This window comes from Methylocystis sp. ATCC 49242 (genome assembly GCF_000188155.2).
Lineage (GTDB): Bacteria > Pseudomonadota > Alphaproteobacteria > Rhizobiales > Beijerinckiaceae > Methylocystis.
Map to the genome: position 1 here is coordinate 2,412,994 of NZ_KE124774.1, position 22,462 is coordinate 2,435,455.

A 22,462-nucleotide genomic window follows, 5' to 3' on the forward strand; every position below is an offset into this window, starting at 1 on the left:
GATCTAATTAATGCGCCTGCGTATCGGGCGCCTCGAAGAAGAAGCGCAGGACCTGCGCCTTGCCGCAGTCCTCGATCGGCACATGCCAGAATTTCGAGTCCATGAAGGGGAACCGCTCCATCGGCAGATGGATTTCGGTCAGTCGCGCGTGATTGTCGAAGCCGCGCAACATCGCCCGTTCGAGGAGCCTGAGAAGCTCCTCCTCGCAATCTGGAACTTCCGTCACGGTTAGGGTCGCGCCGCTGTCGAGCGGGAAAGCCTTTTCGAAGAACTGTTCGAAGTTTGTCGCCGCCATGATCTGCGTCTCCGCCGCTCCCCTGCATGGAGCTTGTCGACTATCGATCGACTCGGCGTTCAGCTCAAGCTTCATCGGCTGCGAGGCTTAAGAGGCTGTTGAAAGCCGATCGAATGGTCGTCATTCAATGGTCACGAAGCTTTAAGGCGGAGTTATGGAGAAGTTACCCCTCGTCCCCAGCGATCTTCGAAGACGAGATCGTCGAGCGGCAGACGCCGCGCCCAGCGCTTCACCTCCAGCTCCGGGCGCAGATAGGCGCGGTCGACATAGCCGACACATAGATAGGCGACGACCGCTATATCGGCGGGAATATTGAGGATTCCGCGCAACTCCTCTTCCCGCATGATGCTGACCCAGCCCACGCCCACGCCCTCGACCCGCGCCGCGAGCCAGAGGTTCTGAACGGCGCAGGCGGTGCTGAGAATATCGGTGTCGGGTTGCTGGGTGCGGCCCAGTCCCGTCGCGCCATGGCGGGCGCGGTCGCAGGTGACGCAAATGTTCAGCGGCGCCTTGAGAATACCTTCGAGCTTGAGGCTGCGATAGAGGGCGCGGCGCTCGGCGTCGAAAGTCTCCGCCTCGGCCTCGGCGCCGCGCTGAAAGGCCTCATGCACGGCCCCGCGCGTGGCGGCGTCGCGAATCAGGATGAAATTCCATGGCTGCATGAAGCCGACGGAAGGCGCGTGATGGGCGGCGTCGAGAATGCGCATCACCACCTCGCGCGGCACCTCGTCGTCGAGAAATTCGTTGCGCACGTCGCGGCGGGTGTAAATCGCGCGATAGACCGCGGCCCGCTCGTCGTCGGAGAAGGGCGCAGCGGGCGCGAGCTCGGCTGCGGCGTTCAGCCGCGGGTTTTGCCTCGTGTCGACGGTCATCAGCCGATCTCTAAGGCCGTCGCCAGCCGCCGCCAAGCCGATTCGCCGCCCGGAAGGCCGAATCGCAGCCACTCCGGCCGCTGCGGGAACTCCCGCGCCAGCACGCCGCTCGCGCAGAGACGAGAAAACCAGTCGCCGGCCTTGTCGTGGCGGACGAGGCGAAAGAGCGACGTTCCCCCGACAAGGCCAAATCCGGCGCGCTCGAGCAGCGAATCGAGACGCTTCGCGTCCGTGGCGCAGGCGACGGCGGCGGCGGGCAGCCAGCGCTCGTCGGCAAGCGCGCGGGCGCCGATGGCGAGCGCGGGGCCGGACGCCGCCCAGGGACCGAGCGCCGCGCGCAAAGGCGCCGCGAGCGCCGGCGAACAGAGGGCAAAACCGAGCCGCAGACCAGCGAGCCCATAGGCCTTGCCGAAGGAGCGCAGCACGATCACGCCTTCCGTCGCCGCGAGCGACGCGACGCTGTGCAGGGGCGTGAAATCCATGAAGGACTCGTCGACGACGACGAGCCCGCCCCTTCGCGTCATGTGTTGCGCGAGCGCGGCGATCTCGCGCGGCTCGATCACGCGTCCATCGGGATTGTTCGGATTGACGATGACCGCGACATTCGACTCGCCGAGCGCGTCGAGCGTTGCGGCAGTCGAAACCCTTGCGCCCGAAGCCGCCCAGCAGGCCTCGTGCTCGGCGTATGTGAAGCCGAGGATGGCGACGCGGCGCGCCGGGAAAACGCGCGGGATCATCTGGATGAAGGCCTGAGCGCCGGCGCCGGCCACGATCGCCGCCTCCGCCGGCGCGCGATAGGCGCGACGGGCGGCGGCGCAGAGCGCGGCGAAAGCGTCGTCATCCGGCAGGCGCGACCAGGCTTCGGGGGCGACGGGCGGCAAGGGATAGGGATGCGGGTTCACGCCGGTCGAGAGATCGATCCAGGGTTGCGGCGCATCGGGATAAAGACGCCGCGCGGCGTCGAGCCGGCCGCCGTGAACGACCGGAGCCGCCGGGGCATGATGCGCCGTCATCGCGCAATCTCCCACAGCGCGTCGAGATCGATATGTTTCTCGCAATGCGCCGCGAGCGCGTCGAGGGTCGCCTCGATCGACTCCTCGAAGCGAAGCGCGGAGATTTCGGCGCCGAACTCGCGAAGGAACGCCGCGCGCAAAGTATCGTCCGTGAAGAGTCCATGCACATAGGCGCCGCTGACGCGCCCGTCGCGGGAAACGGCGCCATCGGCGCGCCCGTCGTCGAAGCGCAGCACCGGCCGCGCGCAATCGGCGCCGGACGTTTCGCCGACATGCATCTCATAGCCGCTGAAGGGAGCGTCGGATTGCAACGCGCGGCCGGAGACGCGCGTGAGCGTCTTCCTGTCGGTCAGCGTCGTTTCGATGTCGAGAAGTCCGAGACCCGGCGCTTCCGCCACATCGCCCTCCATGCCGTGCGGATCACGGATCATGCGCCCGAGCATCTGATAGCCGCCGCAGATTCCAAAGACTCGTCCACCGCGGCGCAGATGTGCGAGAATGTCAATGTCCCAGCCATTGGCGCGCAGCGAGGCGAGATCGGCGATGGTCGCCTTCGAGCCGGGCAGAATGACGAGTTGCGCATCGGCGGGCAAAGGCTCGCCCGGCTGCACGAAAACGACGTCGACGCCCGGCTCCGCCTTCAGCGGATCGAGATCGTCGAAATTGGCGATATGCGGCAGCAGCGGAACCGCAACCACGGCGCCTTGTCGTCGCGTATCGCGTTGCGCGCGCAGACCGAAGGCGTCCTCCGCCGGCAGACGCGACGCGGCCTCGAAATAGGGCACGAGACCCAGCGCGCGCCAGCCCGTGCGTTCGGCGACGAAGCGCATGCCCTCGTCGAAGAGCGAAGCGTCGCCGCGAAATTTATTGACGATGAAGCCTTCGATCATCGCCGCGTCGTCCTCGTCGAGCACGGCCTTGCAGCCGACGAGCTGCGCGATGACGCCGCCGCGGTCGATGTCGCCGACGAGCACCACGGGCGCGTCGGCCTCGCGCGCGAAACCCATATTGGCGATGTCGTTCGCGCGCAGATTGATTTCGGCCGCGCTGCCTGCGCCCTCGACGATGACGAGATCGCTCGCCGCCCTGAGGCGCGCGAAGCTTTCCATCACGGCGGGTTTCAGACGCGGCTTCCAGTGCTGATAGTCACGCGCCTTCGCCTGCCCCGCGACGACGCCGCGCACGACGACCTGCGAGCCATTGCCGCCTTGCGGCTTCAGCAACACGGGATTTATGTCCACGCACGGCGCCAGTCGCGCAGCGCGCGCCTGAAGGGCCTGCGCGCGGCCGATTTCGCCGCCGTCCGCCGTCACCGCGGCGTTGTTCGACATGTTCTGCGGCTTGAAGGGCGCGACCTTGAGCCCGCGATTGACGAAGGCGCGCGCAAGCCCCGCGACGACGAGCGACTTGCCGACGTCGGACCCCGTGCCCTGAATCATCAGCGTGCGGCTCATGACGCGAGAAAGGCCATTGCCGCGTCGAGATCATGCGCAATCGCGACGCCCGGCCGCTCGGGCGGCCGGATCATCACGACAGTGAGGCCAAGCTCGCGCGCAGCCTCGATCTTGGCGTGCGTAAGCGCGCCGCCGCTGTTCTTGCTGACGACGAGATCGATGCGTCTTTCACGCATCAGCGCAATTTCCTCTTCGCGCGTGAAAGGCCCGCGCGCAAAGGTCACCTCGCATTTCGGCGGCAGTTCCTCCGCGCGCGGCGGCTCGATCACGCGCAGCAGGTAATCGTGCCAAGGCGCGGCGCGAAAATCGGCTGCGCCCTGGCGGCCGATCGTCAGAAACACGCGGCGCGGCGTTTCGCCCAGCGCGCGCGCGGCGGCGGCGTTGTCTTCGACCTCGATCCAGCGGTCGCCCTGCTCCGGACGCCATGGCTCCCGCGCGTAAACGAGCAATGGAATTCCCAACGCCTCGCAGGCCATGCGCGCATTCTCGGAGATTTGCGCGGCGAAGGGATGCGTCGCGTCGATGACGCGCTCCACTCGCTCCTCGGCGAGATAACGCATCAGCCCCTCGGCGCCGCCAAATCCGCCGACGCGCGTCGGCAAGGCCAGGGTCATCGGCGCGCTGGTGCGCCCGGCAAGAGACGCCACACCCTCGTAGCGCGGATCGGCCGCGATGCGTCCGGCAAGGGCCCGGCCTTCGCTCGTGCCGCCGAGCAGCAGCACGCGACGGCGCGGCGCGACGGCGGCGCGCGTGAGGGGCGAGGGCTGTTGCAGGACTGTCACGGCTTCATTTTGTGGCGCGGCTCACTCGGCCGCAAGCTTCACCGACGCCGGCTGACGGAACTCGGCGAGGAGGCGTTCGCGCTCGGCGTCCGCCGTCGCGATATGACGCGCCTTGATGTGGCCGAAGCCGCGGATCTTCTCCGGCAGCCGCGCAAGCGCGACAGCCGCCGCATGATTGTCCACCGTGAGCGAGGCGAGAAATTCGTCGAGCAGCGCCTCGTAATCCGCAAGCAGCCGGCGCTCCACGACGCGGTCGTGATCGAAGCGGAAGAGATCGAGCCAGGTGTTGCGCAGCCCCTTCAGCCGAGCGAGCGCCTTCAGCACCTTGAACATCCACGGGCCGAAGGTGATTTTCCGCGAGCCGCCGAAGTCTGTCTTGGTCTGCAGCGAGGGGAGGTTCGGCGCGAGATGCAATTCCAGGCGCAGGTCGCCCTCGAAAGTCTCTTCGAGCTGGCGCTGGAAGGCGCCGTCCGTGTAAAGACGCGCGACTTCGTAATAGTCCTTGGCGGCCATCAGCTTGAAGAGATAGCGCGCGACGGCTTCCGTGAGTTCGCGCGAACCCGGGACGCGCGCCTTCTCCAGCTTCGCAATTTCTTCCACGCGGTTGCGATAGCGGGCGGCGTAAGCCTCGTTCTGGTAATCGACGAGGAAGGCCGCGCGCCGCTCGATGATCTCCTCCAGCGTCGTCGATCTCTTGCGCACGTCGGAAGGGCGGCGAAGCGACTCGACGACGGCCTCGACGCTCTTCATGTCATGCGCGGCGCGCCGGCCCCAGAGAAAGGCCGAGAGATTCATCGGCACCGATTCGCCATTGAGTTCGATGGCGCGCAGGAGAGAGGCCTCGGTAAGCGGCAGATAGCCCTTCTGCCAGGCGTAGCCGAGAATGAAGATATTTGCGGCGATGGAGTCGCCGAGCAGCGCCTGCGCCAGCGCGGTCGTGTCGATGAAGGTCGACTCCGGCCCGCCCGCGCGGCGGATTGCCTGCTTGATGTCGTCCGACGGCAGGACGAAATCGGGATTGCGCTCGATGTCGCCGGGGAAGACCTCGGCGCTATTGACGAGCACGGCCGTCTTGCCCTGCTCGACGGCCGCGAGCACATGCTTGGCGCCGGCGACGACGAGATCGCAGCCGAGCATCAGATTGGCCTCGCCGGCGGCGATGCGGATGGCGTGCACCTCGTCCGGGCTGCGGCCGATCTTCACATGGCAATAGACGGCGCCGCCCTTCTGCGCGAGGCCGGCCATGTCGATGACGCCGACGCCCTTGCCCTCGAGATGCGCCGCCATGCCGAGAATGGCCGAGACGGTCACGACGCCCGTGCCGCCCAGACCCGCAATGAGAATGCCATAGGGCGTCGCGCCGATCCCGGCGATCTTCGGTTCGGGCAGGGCGGGCTGGCCGCGCGCATCCTCTTTCGACGGCAGCGGCGCCTTCTTCATGCGCGCGCCATGCACGGTCACGAAGCTCGGGCAGAAGCCTTCGAGGCAGGAGAAATCCTTGTTGCAGGCCGACTGGTCGATGCGGCGCTTGCGGCCGAATTCGGTCTCGACCGGCTGCACCGCGACGCAGTTCGACGCCGTGCCGCAGTCTCCGCAGCCTTCGCAGACCAGCTCGTTGATGATGACGCGCGCATCCGGGTCGGGAAACAGTCCGCGTTTGCGCAGGCGGCGTTTCTCGGTCGCGCAGGTCTGGTCGTAGATCAGGACGGTCACGCCCTCGATCTGCGCAAGCTCGCGCTGCACCTCGTTGATGACGTTGCGGTGGTGGATCGTCAGGCCCGGCGGCCAGGTTACGGTCGGCGGATATTTGCCGGGCTCGTCCGTGACGAGCGCAATCTTCCTGACGCCTTCCGCCGCGACCTGATGCACGATGGCTTCAACCGTCAATTCGCCTTCATGCTTCTGGCCGCCGGTCATGGCGACGACGCCGTTATAGAGAATCTTGAAAGTGATGTTGGTGTTCGCAGCGACGGCGAAGCGGATGGCGAGGGAGCCGGAATGATTGTAGGTTCCGTCGCCGAGATTCTGGAACATGTGCTTGCGCGTCGAGAAGGGCGCCTCGCCGATCCAGTTTGCGCCTTCGCCCCCCATATGGGTGTAGCCCTCGGTCGAGCGGCCCATCCATTGCGCCATGTAATGGCAGCCGATGCCCGTGTAAGCGCGCGAGCCCTCGGGAACATGCGTCGAGGTGGAGTGCGGGCAGCCGGCGCAGAAATGCGGGACGCGCACGGTGACGTCGGACATCGTGCGGCGGCGATCCTGAAGGCGCTCCAGACGCGCGACCCGCGCCCGCAGATCCTCGAGCGGGTGATATTTCAGCAGGCGGCGGCCGATGGCGATGGAGATGTCATTGGCGTCGAGCGCGCCCTTGACCGGGAAGAGCCACTCGCCGCGCTCGTCCTTCTTGCCGACGCAAACCGGCTGATGCGCCGCGCCATAGAGTTCTTCGCGCAGCTGCACTTCGATGAGCGAGCGCTTCTCCTCCACCACCATGATGAGGTCGAGGCCGCGCGCGAATTCGTGCAGACCCTTCGGCTCCAGCGGCCAGGGCGCGGCGATCTTGTAGAGGCGCAGGCCGAGGTCGTTGGCCTTTACCTCGTCGATCCCCAGATCGTCCATCGCCTGCCGCACGTCGAGATAGGACTTGCCGACCGTGATGACGCCGATCTTCGGGTTCTGGCCGCCCGAGGTGATGATCCGGTTGAGGCGATTGGCGCGGATGAAGGCGAGCATCGCGTCGCGCTTGCTCTCCTGCAGCCGTTCCTCCTGCGCCAGCACCGGGTCTCCGGGGCGTATGTTGAGACCGCCAGGCGGCATCGCGAAGTCGGCCGGAATGACCGGCCGCACGCGGTCGAGCGAACCGTCGATCGAGGCTGTCGACTCCACCGTGTCCTTGAGCAGCTTCAGGCCGACCCAGACGCCCGCGAAGCGCGACATGGCGAAGCCATAGAGACCATAGTCGAGGATCTCCTGCACGCCGGCCGGCGACAGGATCGGCATCATCACATCGACGAAATGATAGTCGGACTGATGCGCCGTGGTGGAGGATTCGGCCGTGTGGTCGTCGCCCATCAGAGCGAGCGCCCCGCCGTAGCGGGAGGTGCCGGCGAGATTGACGTGGCGCAGCGCGTCGCCGCTACGGTCTACGCCCGGACCCTTGCCGTACCAGATCGAGAAGACGCCATCATATTTGCCTTCGCCGCGCATCTCGGCCTGCTGCGCGCCCCAGATGGCGGTTGCGGCGAGGTCCTCGTTGAGGCCGGGCATGAAGAGGATGTCGTTGGCCTCGAACAGCGGCCGGGCCTTGTGCATCTGCGCGTCGACGCCGCCGAGCGGCGAGCCGCGATAGCCGGTGATGAAGCCCGCCGTATTGAGGCCCGCCCGCCGGTCGCGCTCCTTCTGCATCAGCAGCAGACGGACGATCGCCTGCGTGCCGGTCATCAGCACGCGCGTGTGGGCGAGATCGAAACGATCGGACAGTCTCGCCTCGCCATAGGCGGAGCCGGTTCTGGTTAAGCCGGCGTCAGAGTCCGCCATTCCCGATCTCTCCCGAGCGAAGCGACCTGCTTCCTGCGCTGCGATATGTCGAGCGCCCGTAGGCGAGTTTGTTCGACGCGTTCAATGTCACTCTAAGAAGCCTGGCGGAGCCCGCTGCGATTAGCGCCGTTCGTAGGAGGCCGGCCCTGTCGACTGGCGCGCTCCCCCAAAAATGCGTCTTCGTTACACGCCGGCGCGTCACCCGCCAATGCATCGGCCGCGTGAATCGCTCCTGTACCGTCTGCAACAATAAGCGAACAAAGCAGGCGCTTTCAAGACAGGGCAAGCACGAGCCTTGCAACGATCCAGCGACTTATTCCCAGATTTTTGCGCGCGCCGTCAATCGGCTAGCTGGGATCGCCCGTCTGGTCCAGCCGCGTTTCGCCGCGCGACGCCGGGAGGCGCGCCCCGCGATGCGTCCCGGCGTGCGCGGGATTGCCCTGAGATCGAGGTCATATCCTGGTGAAAATCAAAGATATTTCTGTTGCGTATACATATTTTCACACTCTAATCTGTCGCTGGAGCATTACTTGATCAGGGGCTGTTTAATGCAAGATAATCTTTTTGACGCATCGACCCGCCGGGCTTTGGCGGTTTTTCTTTGGCTCGCCGCGCCAGCCGCCGCCTGCGCCCAACAGGGCGGCGCAGCGCCCGCCACAGGCGCGACGAAGGCCGCAGCTCCGCTCGCCATCGTCTCCCCCGTCCAGCCAAGCTTCAGCTTCACCAGCGCGCAATATGCGACGGCGGGCGTCCCCCTTCGCAACCGCCGCATCGGGGCGATCCAGATCACGGGCGTCGCAGCCCCCGTCAAACGCGCCCTTCTGTACTGGGCCTATCTCTTCGGCCCCACCGCGCCCCCTCCCGCCAGCCAGGCGATCACCTTCTGCAATACTGCAGGCTCCTCGGCGCTCGAAACAAGCTGCCGGGCCGTGACCGGGACGAAAATCGCAACGGGGTCGGATGTTTGCTGGGGCAGCTCCGGAATCGCCGTCTACCGCGCGAATGTGACGAACTACGTTCGGGCGAGCGGCCTCTACCAGGTTGTGCTCTCCGGAGCGCAATCCGCCGTGGGCAATGGCTCGGATCCCTGGGGCGAGCGCGTGGTCTTTCCGGCGGCCGAGGGCGCGTCGCTCGTCGTTGTGGGCGCCGGAACGCGGAAGGTCGCGATCTACGACGCCGGCCTCGCCGGCCAGAGCTTCCGCGGTGCCGTCACCTATTCGCTCGCGCTTCCTGGCGGCGTGTCGTCCACGCCAATGCTGTGGGACAGCATCGTCGCTGACGGGCAGACGGGCAACGGCCGCATCGCTGGACTCGCCAGAGAGACAACTTATATCAACAACATCAAGATCGGGGGCCCGGGCGCGAATCTCGACCAGGGCGTTACCGACGGCGATTTCGACGGAAGCGCCGGCTGGCCGCTGCCCCAGTTGTGGGACGTGACGGGTCACGCGCTGAAGCTTCCGGTCGTTCACCTGGGCGCGACGACACTGCCGGTGAAGGTCACTTCCTCGGGAACGAGCGTCGACTGCCTGAGTCCGATCGCGAATGTGACGGCCTACTGACGTTCGCCGCTCTTCGAAAGGCCGCAGGCAGGCGGGAGAACGCGCCAAGTTTTCGCCGCCTTGCGGCCTTATCGGCTTTGCCCATGAAGCTCCGTCTCGCGCCGCCGCTCGTCATCCTTGCGACGCTGTTTTTCACTCTCCCCGCCCGGGCGCATCCTCACGTGTGGGTGGCTGTCCGCAGCGAAGTCGTCTTCGGCAAGGACGGCAAGGTTCTCGGCGTGCGCCACGCCTGGGAATTCGACGAAATGTATTCGGCCTTCGCCGTGCAGGGACTCGGCAAGGACGGCAAGCGGCCCACGAAGGAAGAGCTGGCCCCGCTCGCAAAGACCAATGTCGAGTCGCTCGCCGAGTTCGACTATTTCACCTATGCGAAGCAGAACAACGCGAAGGCGGCGTTCAAGGCCCCGGAGGACGTGACTCTCGAGGCCAATGACAAGAAGATCGTGACCCTGCGCTTCTTTCTGCCGCTGGAGACGCCGGTCGCAGCCAAAAAGCCCTTCTCCTTTCAGGTCTACGACCCGACCTATTTCGTCTCCTTCGGCATGGAGAAGAAAGATCCGGTCACCATGGCGCAGGCCCCGGCGGGTTGCTCGGTGAGCCTGATGGAGCCCGCCCCGCTCGTCGCCACGGACAACCAGAAACTGAGCGAAGCCTTCTTCCAGAACATGTCGCCGGGAGCGGATTTCGGCGTGAAGCTGGCGACGCGCGTGATCGTGGCCTGCCCGTGAGTCCAGCCCGGCTGGGTTTCTGGGCGCTCGCCATAGCGGCGCTCGTCTGTCTCGCCGCCGATCCGGCGCTGGCGCAACGCCATCCCTTCGCCGTCGGCGGACATGAGGCCGTCGGCGCGACCGGCGGCCTCGCCGGCCTCATCCTCGCCTGGCAGAACAAGTTCCATGCGGAATTGCAAACGGCGGTCCGCGCGCTCAGGACCGGCCGCTCGGCCTTTTTCATCCTCGCCGCCGCCAGTTTCGCTTATGGCGTCTTTCACGCCGCCGGGCCGGGGCACGGCAAGGCGGTGCTCGCCTCCTACATGATCGCCAATGAGACGGCCCTGAAGCGCGGGCTCCTGCTCGCCGCGCTCGCCGCGCTGCTGCAGGGCGTCGTCGCGATCGTGGTCGTCGCTCTCGCGGCGCTCGTTTTCAACGCCACCGCCGCGCGAATGACCGACGCGGCCCGCATGATCGAAATTGCGAGCTATGCGGCGATCGCCGCTCTGGGCGCGCGGCTTGTCTGGACAAAGGGCGGAGCCTTTCTGGACGCTCTGCGCTCGCCCGCGCCCGCCCCTTCGAGCCGTTTCATGTGCGAAGCGATCGACGATCCGTCCCATATTCACGGCCCCGGCTGCGGCCACGCCCATGCGCCTGATCCGGCCACGCTGACCGGCCCCTCTTTCCGCTGGGGCGACGCCATCGCCACTGTCGTCGCCGCCGGCCTGCGGCCCTGCTCGGGCGCGATTCTCGTGCTGGTGTTCACACTGTCGCAGGGACTTTTCGCAGCCGGAATCGCCGCCGTGTTCGCAATGTCGGCCGGCACGGCGATCACCACCGGCGCACTGGCGGCGACGGCGGTCTATGCGAAGAGCGCCGCCATGCGCTGGAGCGGGCGCGACTCGCGGCGCGCGCTCGTCCTCGGACGCGGGGCGGAACTCGGGGCCGCCGTTCTCGTGCTGTGTCTGGGTCTCGCCCTCCTCGCCGGCTTTGGCCTGTCCGGCGCGGCCGCGTAAATAACCGTCTTCTCGCAACGCAAAAATAATCACGTCACGCGGATGCCGTTTAATTCGGGCCAGACGCGCTATCTTGAGTAGCATGTCGATTCGGAGGCTTTCGCCGTCCGAAGTCTCAACGAGCGGTGTGTCGCGAGGCGAAAAATGACGAGCATTGAGCGGCGGGACGATCCCTATGCGGCGCGGCCCTGGCTCGCCTCCTATCCGGAGGGCGCGCCAGCGGATATCGAAGAGTCGGACTATTCGACGCTCGTCGACATGTTTCGCGCGAGCGTCGGGAAATATGCGTCGAATCCGGCGATGGAGAGTTTCGGCGCCTCGCTCGACTATAAGGAGCTGGCGCGCGCCGCCGATTCCGTCGCCGCCTGGCTGCAGTCGCGGGGGATCAGGAAGGGCGACCGCATCGCGATCATGTCGCCCAATGTGCTCGCCTATCCGGCGATCCTCTTCGGCGTGCTGATCGCCGGCGGCGTGGTGGTGAATGTCAATCCGCTCTACACGCCCGGCGAACTCGAACATCAGATCAACGACTCGGGCGCGCGGTTCCTGTTCGTTTTCGAGAATTTCGCCCATACGGCTGAAGCCGCGTGGAGCAGTATGAAAGTCGAGCGCGCGATCATCATCAGGCCCGGCGACCTGATGGGCCTGAAGGGCCTCGTCGTGAATTTCGTCTCCCGTTACGTAAAGCGCATGGTTCCCGCCTATACGCTGCCGGGCGCCGTGCCCTTCACCCAGGTGTTGCAGGCGGGCGCGGAAGAGCGCTTCACGCCCGTGCAGATCGCGCGCGAGGACATCGCCTTCCTGCAATACACCGGCGGAACGACCGGCGTCGCCAAAGGCGCCGTTCTGCTTCACGGCAATGTCGCCGCCAATGTGGCGCAGACCTGGGCGTGGCTGAAGCGTCATCTCGGACCAAGCAGCCCTCATCGCATACTGACGCCCCTTCCCCTCTACCACATCTTCGGACTGACGGCCTGCTGCCTTCTGTCGGTCATGACCGGCGGCTGCTGCATCCTGATCGCAAATCCCCGGGATCTCGACGGCATGATCGCAACCATGCGGCGCACGCCCTTCACGATCTTCTCGGGCGTCAACACGTTATACGCGGCGCTCGTCGATCACCCGAAGATCAAGACCGTCGACTTCTCGAAACTCCTTTTCTGCATCGCGGGCGGCATGGCCACCCAGGAAACCGTCGCGCGCGAATGGAAGGCGCTGACGGGCAAGGCGATCGTGGAGGGATACGGGCTCTCGGAAACCTCGCCGATCCTTACGGTCAACCATCCGGATATCGAGGACTTCACGGGTTCGATCGGCTATCCGCTGCCGTCGACCGACGTTTCATTGCGCATGGAGGATGGCGGCGTCGCCCCCTTCGGAGAGCGCGGCGAACTCGTGGCGAAAGGCCCTCAGGTGATGCCGGGCTATTGGCGCCGCCCAGACGAAACCGCCAGGGTGATGACGGCGGACGGATTTTTCAGAACCGGCGACATCGCGGTCATGACGCCCGACGGCAAATTCAAGATCGTCGACCGGCTGAAGGACATGATTCTCGTTTCCGGCTTCAACGTTTATCCCAATGAAGTCGAAGCCGTGCTGATTGAACATCCGAAAGTGAAAGAAGTCGCCGTCATCGGCGTGCCGAACGAACATTCGGGCGAGGCGCCCATGGCATTCATCGTCGCGCGCGATCCGAGCCTGACACGGGATGAGCTGCGCAAATTCGCACATGAGCGGCTGACAGCTTACAAGATTCCGCGCCACTATGAATTTCGCGACAGCCTACCGAAAACGAATGTCGGGAAGGTTTTGCGCCGCGCCTTGAGAGAAGAATATCTCGCGCGCGCCAGAACCGCCCCCGACGAAGGCCGCGGCATGAGCGTCAAGACGGAAATCCGGAGTTAGAGCGCGTTCGGGAAAAGTGTAGGCGGCTTTCCGTTCAAACACGCGGCAGACTATGAAGCGGGAGCAAATTCGGCGCATTTGAATTCGCCGAATTTTCTTCAGCGCGCGGCGCCAAACTCGTCGGCCGCCTCGTCGATCGCCGTATAGGCGAGATCGAGTTCTCCACCGGTGACGCAGTAGGGCGGCAGCACATAGATCGTCGGACCCAATGGGCGCAGCAGCAGCCCGCGCGCATTGAAAAAGCGCATCAGATCGAGGCTTATCGTCGCAAGATAGCCGCTTTGCGCAACATTGAGATCGAGGGCCGTGATCGTGCCCATGCGGCGCGCGTCCGAAAAGCGGGGGTCATCGGCGAAGCGCGCAATGCGCTCTTCCTGCATGGAGCAAAGACGCGCAACGCGTTCTCGCGCGTCGGTTTTTTCCCAGACGTCGAGATTGGCGAGCGCCGCCGCGCAGGCGATCGGATTCGCGGTAAAGGAGCTCGAATGAAAGAAGGCGCGGGCGCGCTCGGGGGAAAGATGCGCCTCGAAAATCTCGCGCCGGCACATTGTGACGGCGAGCGGCACGGCGCCGCCGGTGAGGCCCTTCGAGTAACAGGCGATGTCGGGAACGACGCCCGCCTGCTCGCAGGCGAAAAGCGTCCCCGTGCGGCCGAAGCCCGTCATCACTTCGTCGGCGATGAAGAGAACGCGATGACGTTCGCAGATGCGCTTCATCTCCACGAGCGTGTCGGCGCCATAGATGAGCATCCCGCCTGCGCCAAGGATGAGCGGCTCGACGAGGAAGGCGGCCGCGCCCTCGCGGCAGGCGGATTCGAGCGCGTCGAGCGCCTCCTGCTCGGCGCCGCGGGCTGGAAAGGGAATTCGCCCGACGTCGAAGAGCAGCGGTTCATAGGGAGCGTTGAAGGCCGAGCGGGCGCCGGCCGACATGGTTCCGATCGTGTCGCCGTGATAGCTGTGTTCGAGCGCGATGACGCGCGAGCGCGCCTCGCCGCGATTGCGCCAGTAGCCCAGCGCCATCTTGATCGCGACCTCGACGCTGGTGGAGCCGCTGTCGGAATAGAAGACGTAATCCAGCCCCGGCGCCGTGATTTCGACGAGGCGTCGCGCGAGCGCCTCGGCCGGCTCATGGGTGAAGCCAGCGAAGATGATCTGGTCGAGCGACTCCGTCTGGGCGCGGATGGCCTGCATGATTTCCGGCCGCCGATGACCGTGGGTGATCACCCACCACGACGATATCGCGTCGAGAAAACGCGTTCCATCTTCGGCGCTGAGCCAGGCGCCCTCGGCATGCGCGATCTTGTAGGCGCCGGGCTGCAACGCATGTTGCGTGAAGGGACGCCAGACGGGTGAATCCGAAACGACGCTCATGACACGAAATCCGCGCGCGCGAAGGATGCGTCGAACGCCGCCTGCAATGTTTTCTGCGTCAGCGGCGACAGGAACGGCAGGCGGCCGAGAATGCGGACGCCGCCGATGGACGCAATCGTTCGCTGCGCCTGCGCTTCTTCGTCGCCGACGAAAGCGATTCCATGGATCGAAATGTCGCGGCGACGCAGCGCCTCGATCGTCAGCAGGCTGTGATTGATCGTGCCGAGCGCGGTGCGCGCAACCAGAATGACGGGCAGGCGCCAGCGCGCCAGGACATCGATCGTCAGGACGTCGTCGGTCAGCGGAACCATCACCCCGCCCGCCGTCTCGATAATGAGGTCGCCGTCGCAGACGGGCGGCCCGAGCCTCGCCACATCGATCTCGACGCCCTCGGCGCGCGCGGAAATATGCGGCGAGGCAGGCAGACGCAGTCGCCAGGCCTCGGGGATGATGCGATCCGGCGAAGCGCCGGAAAGCCGCGCGACGGTCTGTGAATCCGTCTCGTCCTCGAGACCCGATTGCACGGGCTTCCAGTAACTGGCGCCGAGCGCGCCGACGAGCATGGCGGAGACGATCGTCTTGCCGACATTGGTGTCGGTCCCGACGATCACGAATATCTTGCTCATTCGCTGTCCTTTGCGAGCGCATCGGCGAGATGCGCGATCATCCGGGCGATCTGGTCCTCGCTCGCGTGCAGCGTCAGCGACAGACGCAGCCGCGCGGTTCCTTCCGGCACGGTCGGCGGCCGGATGGCGCGAATGTCATAGCCATGGGCGCGCATGGCGGCGGCGAGCGCGAGAGCGCGCCCGTCGGCGTCGACAATGATTGGCTGTATCTGGGAACCGGAGGGCGCGACGCCGCACAGCGTCTGCAACGCCAACCCGGCGCGATCGACGCGGGCCTGCAGCGCCGCTCGACGATCGTCCGCCCTTTCGACGAGCTTCAGGGACGCGCGGACGCAGGCGGCGACGAGCGGCGACGGCGCGGTTGCAAAGATGAAATTGCGGCAGCGGTTGATGAGAAAATCGCGCAAAGGCGACGCCAGACACGCCAGCGCGCCGGAAACGCCGAGCGCCTTGCCGCAGGTGTGCACGCTGATCACATTCTCGCGGCCCTCGAGGCCCGCCGCAAGGCCGCGGCCGCCGGGGCCAAAGACCCCCGTCGCATGGGCTTCGTCGACCATGAGAAAGGCTTCATGCCGCTCGGCGAGGGCCATCAGATCGTCGAGCGGCGCCTTGCAACCATCCATGCTGTAGAGACTTTCGACGACGATCCAGGCGCGCCCCACGCCGCCCTTGCCGCGCCAGTCGCGGATCGCCTCTTCCGCGGCGTTTGCGTCATTGTGCGCGAAAGAGACCCGCGGCGCGCGCGACAGGCGCATGCCGTCATGCGCGCTCGCATGCACGAGCGCGTCGTGGACAATCAGATCCTCGCGTTGCGGGAGCGTCGCCAGCAATGCTTCATTGGCCGAGAAGCCTGCGCCGAAGAAGAGCGCGCTCTGCGCGTGGAAGAAGCGCGCCGCTTCTTCTTCCAGCGCCTCATGCTCGGGATGATTGCCGCGCAGCAGCCGCGATCCGCCGGCCCCGACGGGCGCGCCGCGCGCCAGCGCTGCAGCCGCAGCCTCGGCGAGAGCCGGCGACTCGGCGAGCCCGAGATAATCATTGGACGCGAAATCGAGTCCCGCGCGCGGCTCGAGCGCGCGCAGCCGGTCGCGCGCGGCGAGGCCGGCGAGATCCGCCTCATAGCGTTCAAGGATTGCGCGCACGCATTTTCTTCCCGATTTTTGCCGTGGTGGTAGCGGCCATGCGCCGCAGCGTCAAGAATGGCCGAGCTTGGCCGCAAGGGTTGAAAAATATGCCTCGCGCCGCAATTTAAAGCCTGTTCCCCAAAGCGAGCGCCGCGCATGAACCCACCGCAGGAAGCCGATCCTCCTCCCGCGCATGCGCCATGGCCGCCGATACTGTTGGCGGTGACTCTGGCGGCCGGCGCGACCCTCGACCAGCTGAGCGGCGGCGCCTTCAAATCTTGTGTTTCCTTCCCCGCAGCGGTCGCGCTGGGAGCCGCAATTGTGGCGCTGGCGCTCGCCAATGACATATGGTGCGCAATGGTGCTCGCGCGGCACAAGACGACGATCCTGCCGCATCGCGCGGCCTCGCGTCTTGCGACCGACGGCCCGTTTCAATGGTCGCGCAATCCGATCTACGTGTCGCATGTCGCGATCGTCTTCGGGCTGGGACTTCTGCTGAACTCGCCTTTCACCATCTTGCTCACGCCGCTTCTCGCCTTCGCTTTGGCGAAACTCTCGATCGAACCGGAAGAGCGGCATCTTGTTCGTAAATTCGGCGACGAATACCAAGCCTATATGGCGCGCACGCGCCGTTGGCTCTAAGGTTGCGACGCCAAAATCGGGACGCTTGAACATGAACGCTGAAACCCGGCCCGCCGAGCGGCTTGACTTCAATGTGCGGGGCATGACCTGCGCTTCTTGCGTCGCCCATGTAGAAAAGGCGCTCGTTCACACGCCGGGGGTAACATCGGCGAGCGTCAATCTGGCGACGGAACGCGCGGAAGTCGCGCTCGCGCCCGGGGCCGATCCCTCGGCGCTCGTCAAATCCGTGACCAACGCCGGCTATGAGCCCGTCGTCGAAACCATCGAGCTCGGCGTCGGCGGCATGACCTGCGCCTCTTGCGTCGCCCATGTCGAAAAGGCGTTGCGCGCCGTTCCCGGCGTATTGGAGGCGACGGTCAATCTCGCGACGGAGCGCGCCAGCGTGCGCGCGCTCGCCGGCCCCGGCCTAACGGACAGGCTGCGCCGCGCTGTCGTCGCGGCCGGCTACGAGCCGCGCAGCGTCGCGACCGACGCCGGCGCGTCGGACCGCGAGCGCGCGCGGCGCGAGGAGGAAATGCGCGCGCTGCGTTTCCGCCTCATCACTTCGGCCATCTTCACGGCGCCGGTCTTCTTGCTCGAAATGGGCGGGCACATGATCCCGGCCTTTCACCATTGGGTGATGGGGACGATCGGAGAGGAGATGGTCCGCCAGATCTCCTTCCTCTGCGCGACGATCGTGCTGTTCGGCCCCGGGCTGGTCTTCTTCCTGAAGGGTGTTCCATCACTTTTGCGCGGCCAGCCGGACATGAACGCGCTCGTCGCGGTTGGAACTTCGAGCGCCTATTTCTATTCCGTCGTCGCCACCTTCATGCCGCATCTGCTGCCGGAAGGCGCGGTGCATGTCTATTACGAAGCGGCGGTCGTCATCGTGACGCTGATTCTCTTCGGCCGCTTTCTCGAGGCGCGCGCCAAGGGCCGCACCTCGGAAGCCATCCGGGCGCTGGCGCGACTGCAGCCGAAGACCGCGCGCGTCGAACGCGATGGCGAGACGGTCGACGTCGACATCGATGAAGTTCGCGTCGGCGATATCGTGCTGGTGCGTCCCGGCGAGCGTATTCCAACCGACGGCGTCGTGACCGCGGGCGCGTCCCATGTCGACGAATCCATGGTGACCGGCGAACCGGCGCCGGTCGCGAAGACCGTCGGCGCGAGCGTGACCGGCGCGACGGTCAATGGCGCCGGCGCGTTCTCCTTCCGCGCGACGCGCGTCGGCGCCGACACCACGCTCGCGGGCATCATCCGCATGGTCGAACAGGCGCAGGGCGCGAAGCTGCCCATCCAGGCGATGGTGGATCGCGTCACCGCGGTCTTCGTGCCGGCGGTGTTCGCGGCGGCGGCGCTCACCTTCGTCATCTGGATGTTCGTCGGCCCCGAGCCGCGCCTCACCTATGCGTTGGTCAACGCCGTCGCGGTTCTCATCATCGCCTGCCCCTGCGCCATGGGTCTTGCGACTCCGGCGGCCATCATGACCGGCACGGGCCGCGCGGCGGAGCTCGGTGTGCTTTTCCGCAAGGGCGAGGCGCTGCAGACGCTGCGTGACGTGACCTTGATCGCCTTCGACAAGACCGGCACGCTCACTTTCGGCAAGCCGCGGCTGACGGACCTCGTCGCGGCGCCCGGGATGAACGAGGACGAATTGCTGCGGCTGACCGCGGCCGTCGAGGCGCAGTCGGAGCATCCGGTCGCCGCCGCGATCGTCGCCGCCGCCAGGGATCGCGGCCTTGCGCTCGCGCGGGTCGCCGATTTCGCCTCCATCTCCGGCATGGGAGTCACGGGCGTCGTCGAGGGCCGCAAGATCGCGGTCGGCGCCGAACGCTACATGACCTCGCTCGGCCTCGATACGAAAGCCTTCGAGGAAAGCGCGGCCACGCTTTCGGCCGACGGCAAGACGCCCTTCTATGTCGCCGTCGACGGCAGGCTCGGCGCCATCCTTTCGGTCGCGGACGATCTGAAGCCGACGACGAAGCCCGCCATCGAAGCGCTGCACACGATCGGCGTGAAAACCGCGATGATCACCGGCGACGACGCGCGCACCGCGAACGCCATCGCCCGCAGGCTCGGGATCGACGAGGTCGTGGCCGGCGTGATGCCGGACGGCAAGGTCGCGACGCTGGAGCGGCTGCGCGAGAAGAACAAAATCGCCTTCGTCGGCGACGGCGTGAATGACGCGCCGGCGCTTGCCGCAGCCGACGCCGGCATTGCGATCGGCACGGGCACCGACATTGCGATCGAGGCGGCGGACGTCGTGCTGATGTCGGGCGATCTGGCCAAGGTGCCCACGGCGCTGGCGCTCTCGCGCGCGACCATGCGCAATATCGCGCAGAATCTCTTCTGGGCCTTCGGCTACAATGTCGTGCTCATCCCCGTGGCGGCCGGCGCGCTGTTCCCCATCAATGGCACGCTGCTCTCGCCAATGTTCGGCGCCGCGGCCATGGCGTTGTCGAGCACCTTCGTGCTCACCAATGCGCTTCGCCTGCGTCGCTTCAGGCCGCCGGTGATCGACGTGGCCTCGCCCGCCCCGACGATCACGCATGAAAGCGCGGTGCCCGCCGAGGCGCCCGCGCCCATCGAACAGGACAACAAGGAGGAACCAATGACCACGTTCAATGTGAAGGACATGACCTGCGGCATGTGCGTGAAACATGTCACCAAGGCCGTGCAGACGGTAGAGCCCGGCGCCGATGTGAAGGTCGATCTTGCGACCGGCAAGGTGGAAGTCAGCCCGGCGCCGAAGGATCCGCAGGCGCTGGCCAACGCCATCACCGAGGCTGGCTATCCCGCGCAGGTCGCCGCCTGACGCGACGGCAATCACGCGCGGCGCAGATGCGCCGCGCGCCATCTTCCCTTTTATCGAAAGCCCTTCAATGACCCGATCGCTCAGCGGAAAGACGCTTTTCATCACGGGCGCGAGCCGCGGCATCGGACTCGCAATCGCCAATCGCGCCGCGCGCGACGGCGCCAATGTCGCCATTGCGGCGAAGAGCGTGGCGGAGAACCCGAAAATCCCCGGCACGATCTATACGGCGGCGGCGGAGATCGAGGCCGCCGGCGGCAAGGCGCTGGCGATACATTGCGACATTCGCTTCGACGATCAGGTCGAGGCGGCTGTCAAGAAGACGGCCGAGACCTTCGGCGGCGTCGACATACTCGTCAACAACGCCAGCGCCATCGATCTGCGCGGGATCGACATGCTGGAGATGAAGCGCTTCGATCTGATGCATCAGATCAACGCGCGGGGAACCTATCTTTGCGCGAAGATGGCCCTGCCCTTCCTGCGCAAGGCGGAAAATCCCCACATACTCACCATGTCGCCGCCGCTCGACATGAACCCGAAATGGTTCAGCCCCAACCTCGCCTATACAATGGCCAAATACGGCATGAGCCTCGTGACCCTCGGGCTGGCGAGGGATCTCGCGCGCGACGGCGTCGCGGTGAATTCGCTGTGGCCCGAGACGGCGATCGCCACCGCCGCAGTCGGCAATCTTCTGGGCGGCGAGGAAGTCATCAGGCGCGCACGCAAGCCGGAGATCGTCGCTGACGCCGCTCATGCAATCCTCACGCGCCCCTCGCGCGACTGCACCGGCAATTTCTTCGTCGACGTGCGCGTATTGGCGGAGGAAGGCGTGAGCGACCTTGCGCCCTATTCCGTCGATCCCTCGCTCGATGCGGTGCTCGACTTTTTCCTCGAGGAGCCGATCAGCGCCAATGTTCGCAAATCGGCGTTCCATCCGGGAAAGTAGGCGGACGCCCTACCTCAGCGCCGCCGCGCCCATCCAGATCGTGTAAAGGCCGACCGCCGAGACGAGCGCGCTCGAAAAATAGGGGGCGCGCGAGACCAGAGCCTCGAAGCGCGGCCAGCGCGAGACCGCGTGGCGCATGCCGAGCGCCGCCGCTACGCCGACGAAGACCAGCGTGAGCGCCAGCCCGATGCTGAAACAGAGCACCAGCGCCGCCCCGAGCGCGACCCGCCCGACCTGCAGACACATCAGCAGCACGGTGATCGAGGCCGGGCACGGGATCAGCCCGCCGGTGAGGCCGAAGAGCACGATCTGTCCCGTCGTCGCCTCGCGGTTGGCGAAGCGACGCTCGATGTCCAGCGCATGTTCGCGCTCATGCGTATCCGCATAGACGGTGGGATCGACGGAAAGCAGCTCGCTCTCGAAACTATCTTCCTGCGCCGCCTCGGCCAGAGCGGCGCCGGCGCCGTGATGATGATGGCGATCGTGCGGATGCGCATGATCATGGTGATGATGGCCATGGTCATGATGATGGGCGTGATCGTCATGGTGATGGCGGCCGCCGCCAGGGGCCTGCGCCGCCGACGCCCTGTCGCGCCAGATGCGCCAGCTCATCCACGCCGCGACTGCGAGGATCAGCGCGCCGGAGGCGATCTGGAGATAGGGCTCGTTGGCTTCGACATTCCACCGCGCGCCGAGATACATGCCGGTCAGGGCGATGACCCAGACGATCGCCGTATGCGAGAGCGTGGCGGAAAGCCCCAGCAGCGCCGCCTGCCCGACCGTGCCGCGAACGGCGACGATGAAGGCCGCCATCATCGTCTTGGAGTGGCCCGGCTCCAGCCCGTGCAGCGCCCCGAGCAGGATGGCGGTCGGAACGAAGATCCAGGCGTCGGCCGCGCCGGCGTTGAAGACTTCCGTAAGGCTGGCCATGGGGGTCCGTGCGGCTCCTGCGGGCGTGGCGTCGGCCGGGAAGGCGCGCTTTGAGCTATCTACAGGCTGCGTCGAGGCGCCACAAGCGCGCGGGGCGCCCTGCAGGCTGCACGCAAGCTTCGCCCTGCAGCATGGCGCAACAAACGGTCGAATCGCGCGCAGGGCCCATGCACTCGGCTTTCTACGTCTCACTCTCCTCCCAGATCACGCTCGACAAGCGACTGACGACGATCGCCGCCAATGTCGCCAACTCCTCGACGATCGGCTATCGCGCCACAGGCGTCAGCTTCGACACGGTGATGTCCAAGACGTCGCCATATGTCACCAATTTCCCCTCCACGGGCGTAGATTACATATCGAGATCCTCGGGCGGGCTGACCAAGACCGACAATCCTCTCGACGTTGCGGTCATCGGAGACGCCTGGTTCGCGATCCGCACCCCGCAGGGCGTCGCCTATACGCGCGACGGGCGTATGAGAATGATGGAGACGGGAGATATACAGACGATCCTCGGCTATCCCGTGCTCGACGCCGGCAATTCGCCCATAAAACTCGATCCGACGCTCGGGCCGCCGATGATCTATCGCGACGGCATGATTACGCAGGGCGACCGGCAGGTGGGGGCGATCGGCCTCTTCGAGATCGACGGAAATGCGACCCTGCAGCGCGGCGAAAACTCCAGCGTCATTCCCTCCACCCCCGCGATCCCCGTCACCAATTTCACGCAGAACGGCATGGCGCAGGGTCATCTGGAAAACGCCAATGTCAATCCGGTGAGCGAAATCACCAAGCTCATCATGGCGCATCGCTCCTTTGAAAGCGCGTCGGCCTCCTACGACATGATGGACAATTCGCAGCGCGCCGCCGTCCGCACCCTCGGCGGCGCGTGA

The 22,462-nt window shown here is 66.0% G+C and carries 18 protein-coding genes; 8 read left to right on the forward strand and 10 right to left on the reverse strand.

Annotated elements, in window-relative coordinates; translation table 11 throughout:
* Positions 1-7 precede the first annotated feature (7 nt).
* The 6 genes from MET49242_RS13785 to MET49242_RS13810 all read right to left on the reverse strand — a co-directional run bounded on the left by MET49242_RS13785 (position 8) and on the right by MET49242_RS13810 (position 7,953).
* On the reverse strand, positions 8-295 hold the full coding sequence (locus MET49242_RS13785; RefSeq protein WP_036288126.1) for a hypothetical protein: 288 nt from the start codon (positions 293-295) through the stop codon (positions 8-10).
* Positions 296-447: 152 nt separating this feature from the next.
* Positions 448-1,167 carry a 5,6-dimethylbenzimidazole synthase gene (gene bluB, locus MET49242_RS13790; RefSeq protein WP_036283637.1) on the reverse strand — a complete coding sequence of 240 codons (720 nt, stop codon included), beginning with the start codon at positions 1,165-1,167 and terminating at the stop codon, positions 448-450.
* Positions 1,167-2,180: a threonine-phosphate decarboxylase CobD gene (gene cobD / locus MET49242_RS13795; protein ID WP_036283640.1), complete on the reverse strand. Its 1,014-nt coding sequence runs from the start codon at positions 2,178-2,180 to the stop codon at positions 1,167-1,169. Before cobD ends, bluB begins: the two co-directional genes overlap by 1 nt.
* The gene (locus MET49242_RS13800; protein ID WP_036283642.1) at positions 2,177-3,634 is read right to left on the reverse strand and encodes a cobyric acid synthase; all 1,458 of its coding nucleotides are present in this window, start codon (positions 3,632-3,634) and stop codon (positions 2,177-2,179) included. The genes cobD and MET49242_RS13800 overlap by 4 nt, the downstream gene beginning before the upstream one ends.
* On the reverse strand, positions 3,631-4,416 hold the full coding sequence (locus tag MET49242_RS13805) for a cobalt-precorrin-6A reductase (RefSeq protein WP_051134203.1): 786 nt from the start codon (positions 4,414-4,416) through the stop codon (positions 3,631-3,633). Before MET49242_RS13805 ends, MET49242_RS13800 begins: the two co-directional genes overlap by 4 nt.
* Before the next feature lie 21 nt (positions 4,417-4,437).
* The gene (locus tag MET49242_RS13810; protein ID WP_036283645.1) at positions 4,438-7,953 is read right to left on the reverse strand and encodes an indolepyruvate ferredoxin oxidoreductase family protein; all 3,516 of its coding nucleotides are present in this window, start codon (positions 7,951-7,953) and stop codon (positions 4,438-4,440) included.
* Between the two features lie 548 nt (positions 7,954-8,501).
* On the opposite strand from MET49242_RS13810, the gene MET49242_RS13815 reads away from it, so the two are divergent.
* The 4 genes from MET49242_RS13815 (at position 8,502) to MET49242_RS13830 (ending at position 13,143) form a co-directional block, all read left to right on the forward strand.
* Entirely contained in the window at positions 8,502-9,515 is a 1,014-nt protein-coding gene (locus MET49242_RS13815) for a hypothetical protein (RefSeq protein WP_144259623.1), read from the forward strand.
* Positions 9,516-9,598: 83 nt separating this feature from the next.
* Positions 9,599-10,243: a DUF1007 family protein gene (locus MET49242_RS13820; protein ID WP_036283650.1), complete on the forward strand. Its 645-nt coding sequence runs from the start codon at positions 9,599-9,601 to the stop codon at positions 10,241-10,243.
* On the forward strand, positions 10,240-11,238 hold the full coding sequence (locus MET49242_RS13825) for a nickel/cobalt transporter (protein WP_036283653.1): 999 nt from the start codon (positions 10,240-10,242) through the stop codon (positions 11,236-11,238). The genes MET49242_RS13820 and MET49242_RS13825 overlap by 4 nt, the downstream gene beginning before the upstream one ends.
* Before the next feature lie 144 nt (positions 11,239-11,382).
* Positions 11,383-13,143, forward strand: coding sequence for an AMP-binding protein (locus tag MET49242_RS13830; protein ID WP_036283655.1), 1,761 nt, complete (start codon positions 11,383-11,385; stop codon positions 13,141-13,143).
* Between the two features lie 98 nt (positions 13,144-13,241).
* Here MET49242_RS13830 and MET49242_RS13835 read toward each other — a convergent pair whose 3' ends face one another.
* The 3 genes from MET49242_RS13835 to MET49242_RS13845 are packed head-to-tail and all read right to left on the reverse strand — an operon-like array spanning position 13,242 to position 16,269.
* A complete protein-coding gene (locus MET49242_RS13835) occupies positions 13,242-14,513 on the reverse strand; it encodes an adenosylmethionine--8-amino-7-oxononanoate transaminase (RefSeq protein WP_036283658.1) in 1,272 nt (423 codons plus the stop codon).
* A complete protein-coding gene (bioD, locus tag MET49242_RS13840) occupies positions 14,510-15,139 on the reverse strand; it encodes a dethiobiotin synthase (protein ID WP_036283662.1) in 630 nt (209 codons plus the stop codon). Before bioD ends, MET49242_RS13835 begins: the two co-directional genes overlap by 4 nt.
* Positions 15,136-16,269, reverse strand: coding sequence for an 8-amino-7-oxononanoate synthase (locus tag MET49242_RS13845; protein ID WP_036288132.1), 1,134 nt, complete (start codon positions 16,267-16,269; stop codon positions 15,136-15,138). Before MET49242_RS13845 ends, bioD begins: the two co-directional genes overlap by 4 nt.
* A 147-nt stretch (positions 16,270-16,416) precedes the next feature.
* On the opposite strand from MET49242_RS13845, the gene MET49242_RS13850 reads away from it, so the two are divergent.
* The 3 genes from MET49242_RS13850 (at position 16,417) to MET49242_RS13860 (ending at position 20,642) form a co-directional block, all read left to right on the forward strand.
* A complete protein-coding gene (locus MET49242_RS13850) occupies positions 16,417-16,902 on the forward strand; it encodes an isoprenylcysteine carboxylmethyltransferase family protein (protein WP_036283665.1) in 486 nt (161 codons plus the stop codon).
* A gap of 31 nt (positions 16,903-16,933) precedes the next feature.
* Positions 16,934-19,699 (forward strand): heavy metal translocating P-type ATPase, encoded by a 2,766-nt coding sequence (locus MET49242_RS13855; protein ID WP_036283668.1) that lies wholly within the window; start codon positions 16,934-16,936, stop codon positions 19,697-19,699.
* Positions 19,700-19,766: 67 nt separating this feature from the next.
* The gene (locus tag MET49242_RS13860; RefSeq protein WP_036283671.1) at positions 19,767-20,642 is read left to right on the forward strand and encodes an NAD(P)-dependent oxidoreductase; all 876 of its coding nucleotides are present in this window, start codon (positions 19,767-19,769) and stop codon (positions 20,640-20,642) included.
* A 9-nt stretch (positions 20,643-20,651) separates the two neighbouring features.
* Here MET49242_RS13860 and MET49242_RS13865 read toward each other — a convergent pair whose 3' ends face one another.
* Entirely contained in the window at positions 20,652-21,572 is a 921-nt protein-coding gene (locus MET49242_RS13865; RefSeq protein WP_036283674.1) for a nickel/cobalt efflux transporter, read from the reverse strand.
* A gap of 167 nt (positions 21,573-21,739) precedes the next feature.
* On the opposite strand from MET49242_RS13865, the gene flgF reads away from it, so the two are divergent.
* Positions 21,740-22,462, forward strand: coding sequence for a flagellar basal-body rod protein FlgF (flgF, locus tag MET49242_RS13870; RefSeq protein WP_036288135.1), 723 nt, complete (start codon positions 21,740-21,742; stop codon positions 22,460-22,462).

What these genes read in the sequence shown, in the direction of transcription:
- MET49242_RS13820 (WP_036283650.1), top strand. Translation starts at nt 9,599, where the DNA reads ATGAAGCTCCGTCTCGCGCCGCCGCTCGTCATCCTTGCGACGCTGTTT.
- MET49242_RS13835 (WP_036283658.1), bottom strand. Translation starts at nt 14,513, where the DNA reads ATGAGCGTCGTTTCGGATTCACCCGTCTGGCGTCCCTTCACGCAACAT.
- MET49242_RS13860 (WP_036283671.1), top strand. Translation starts at nt 19,767, where the DNA reads ATGACCCGATCGCTCAGCGGAAAGACGCTTTTCATCACGGGCGCGAGC.
- MET49242_RS13855 (WP_036283668.1), top strand. Translation starts at nt 16,934, where the DNA reads ATGAACGCTGAAACCCGGCCCGCCGAGCGGCTTGACTTCAATGTGCGG.
- MET49242_RS13785 (WP_036288126.1), bottom strand. Translation starts at nt 295, where the DNA reads ATGGCGGCGACAAACTTCGAACAGTTCTTCGAAAAGGCTTTCCCGCTC.
- MET49242_RS13800 (WP_036283642.1), bottom strand. Translation starts at nt 3,634, where the DNA reads ATGAGCCGCACGCTGATGATTCAGGGCACGGGGTCCGACGTCGGCAAG.
- cobD (WP_036283640.1), bottom strand. Translation starts at nt 2,180, where the DNA reads ATGACGGCGCATCATGCCCCGGCGGCTCCGGTCGTTCACGGCGGCCGG.
- MET49242_RS13810 (WP_036283645.1), bottom strand. Translation starts at nt 7,953, where the DNA reads ATGGCGGACTCTGACGCCGGCTTAACCAGAACCGGCTCCGCCTATGGC.
- MET49242_RS13815 (WP_144259623.1), top strand. Translation starts at nt 8,502, where the DNA reads ATGCAAGATAATCTTTTTGACGCATCGACCCGCCGGGCTTTGGCGGTT.
- bluB (WP_036283637.1), bottom strand. Translation starts at nt 1,167, where the DNA reads ATGACCGTCGACACGAGGCAAAACCCGCGGCTGAACGCCGCAGCCGAG.
- MET49242_RS13850 (WP_036283665.1), top strand. Translation starts at nt 16,417, where the DNA reads ATGAACCCACCGCAGGAAGCCGATCCTCCTCCCGCGCATGCGCCATGG.
- bioD (WP_036283662.1), bottom strand. Translation starts at nt 15,139, where the DNA reads ATGAGCAAGATATTCGTGATCGTCGGGACCGACACCAATGTCGGCAAG.
- MET49242_RS13865 (WP_036283674.1), bottom strand. Translation starts at nt 21,572, where the DNA reads ATGGCCAGCCTTACGGAAGTCTTCAACGCCGGCGCGGCCGACGCCTGG.
- flgF (WP_036288135.1), top strand. Translation starts at nt 21,740, where the DNA reads ATGCACTCGGCTTTCTACGTCTCACTCTCCTCCCAGATCACGCTCGAC.
- MET49242_RS13830 (WP_036283655.1), top strand. Translation starts at nt 11,383, where the DNA reads ATGACGAGCATTGAGCGGCGGGACGATCCCTATGCGGCGCGGCCCTGG.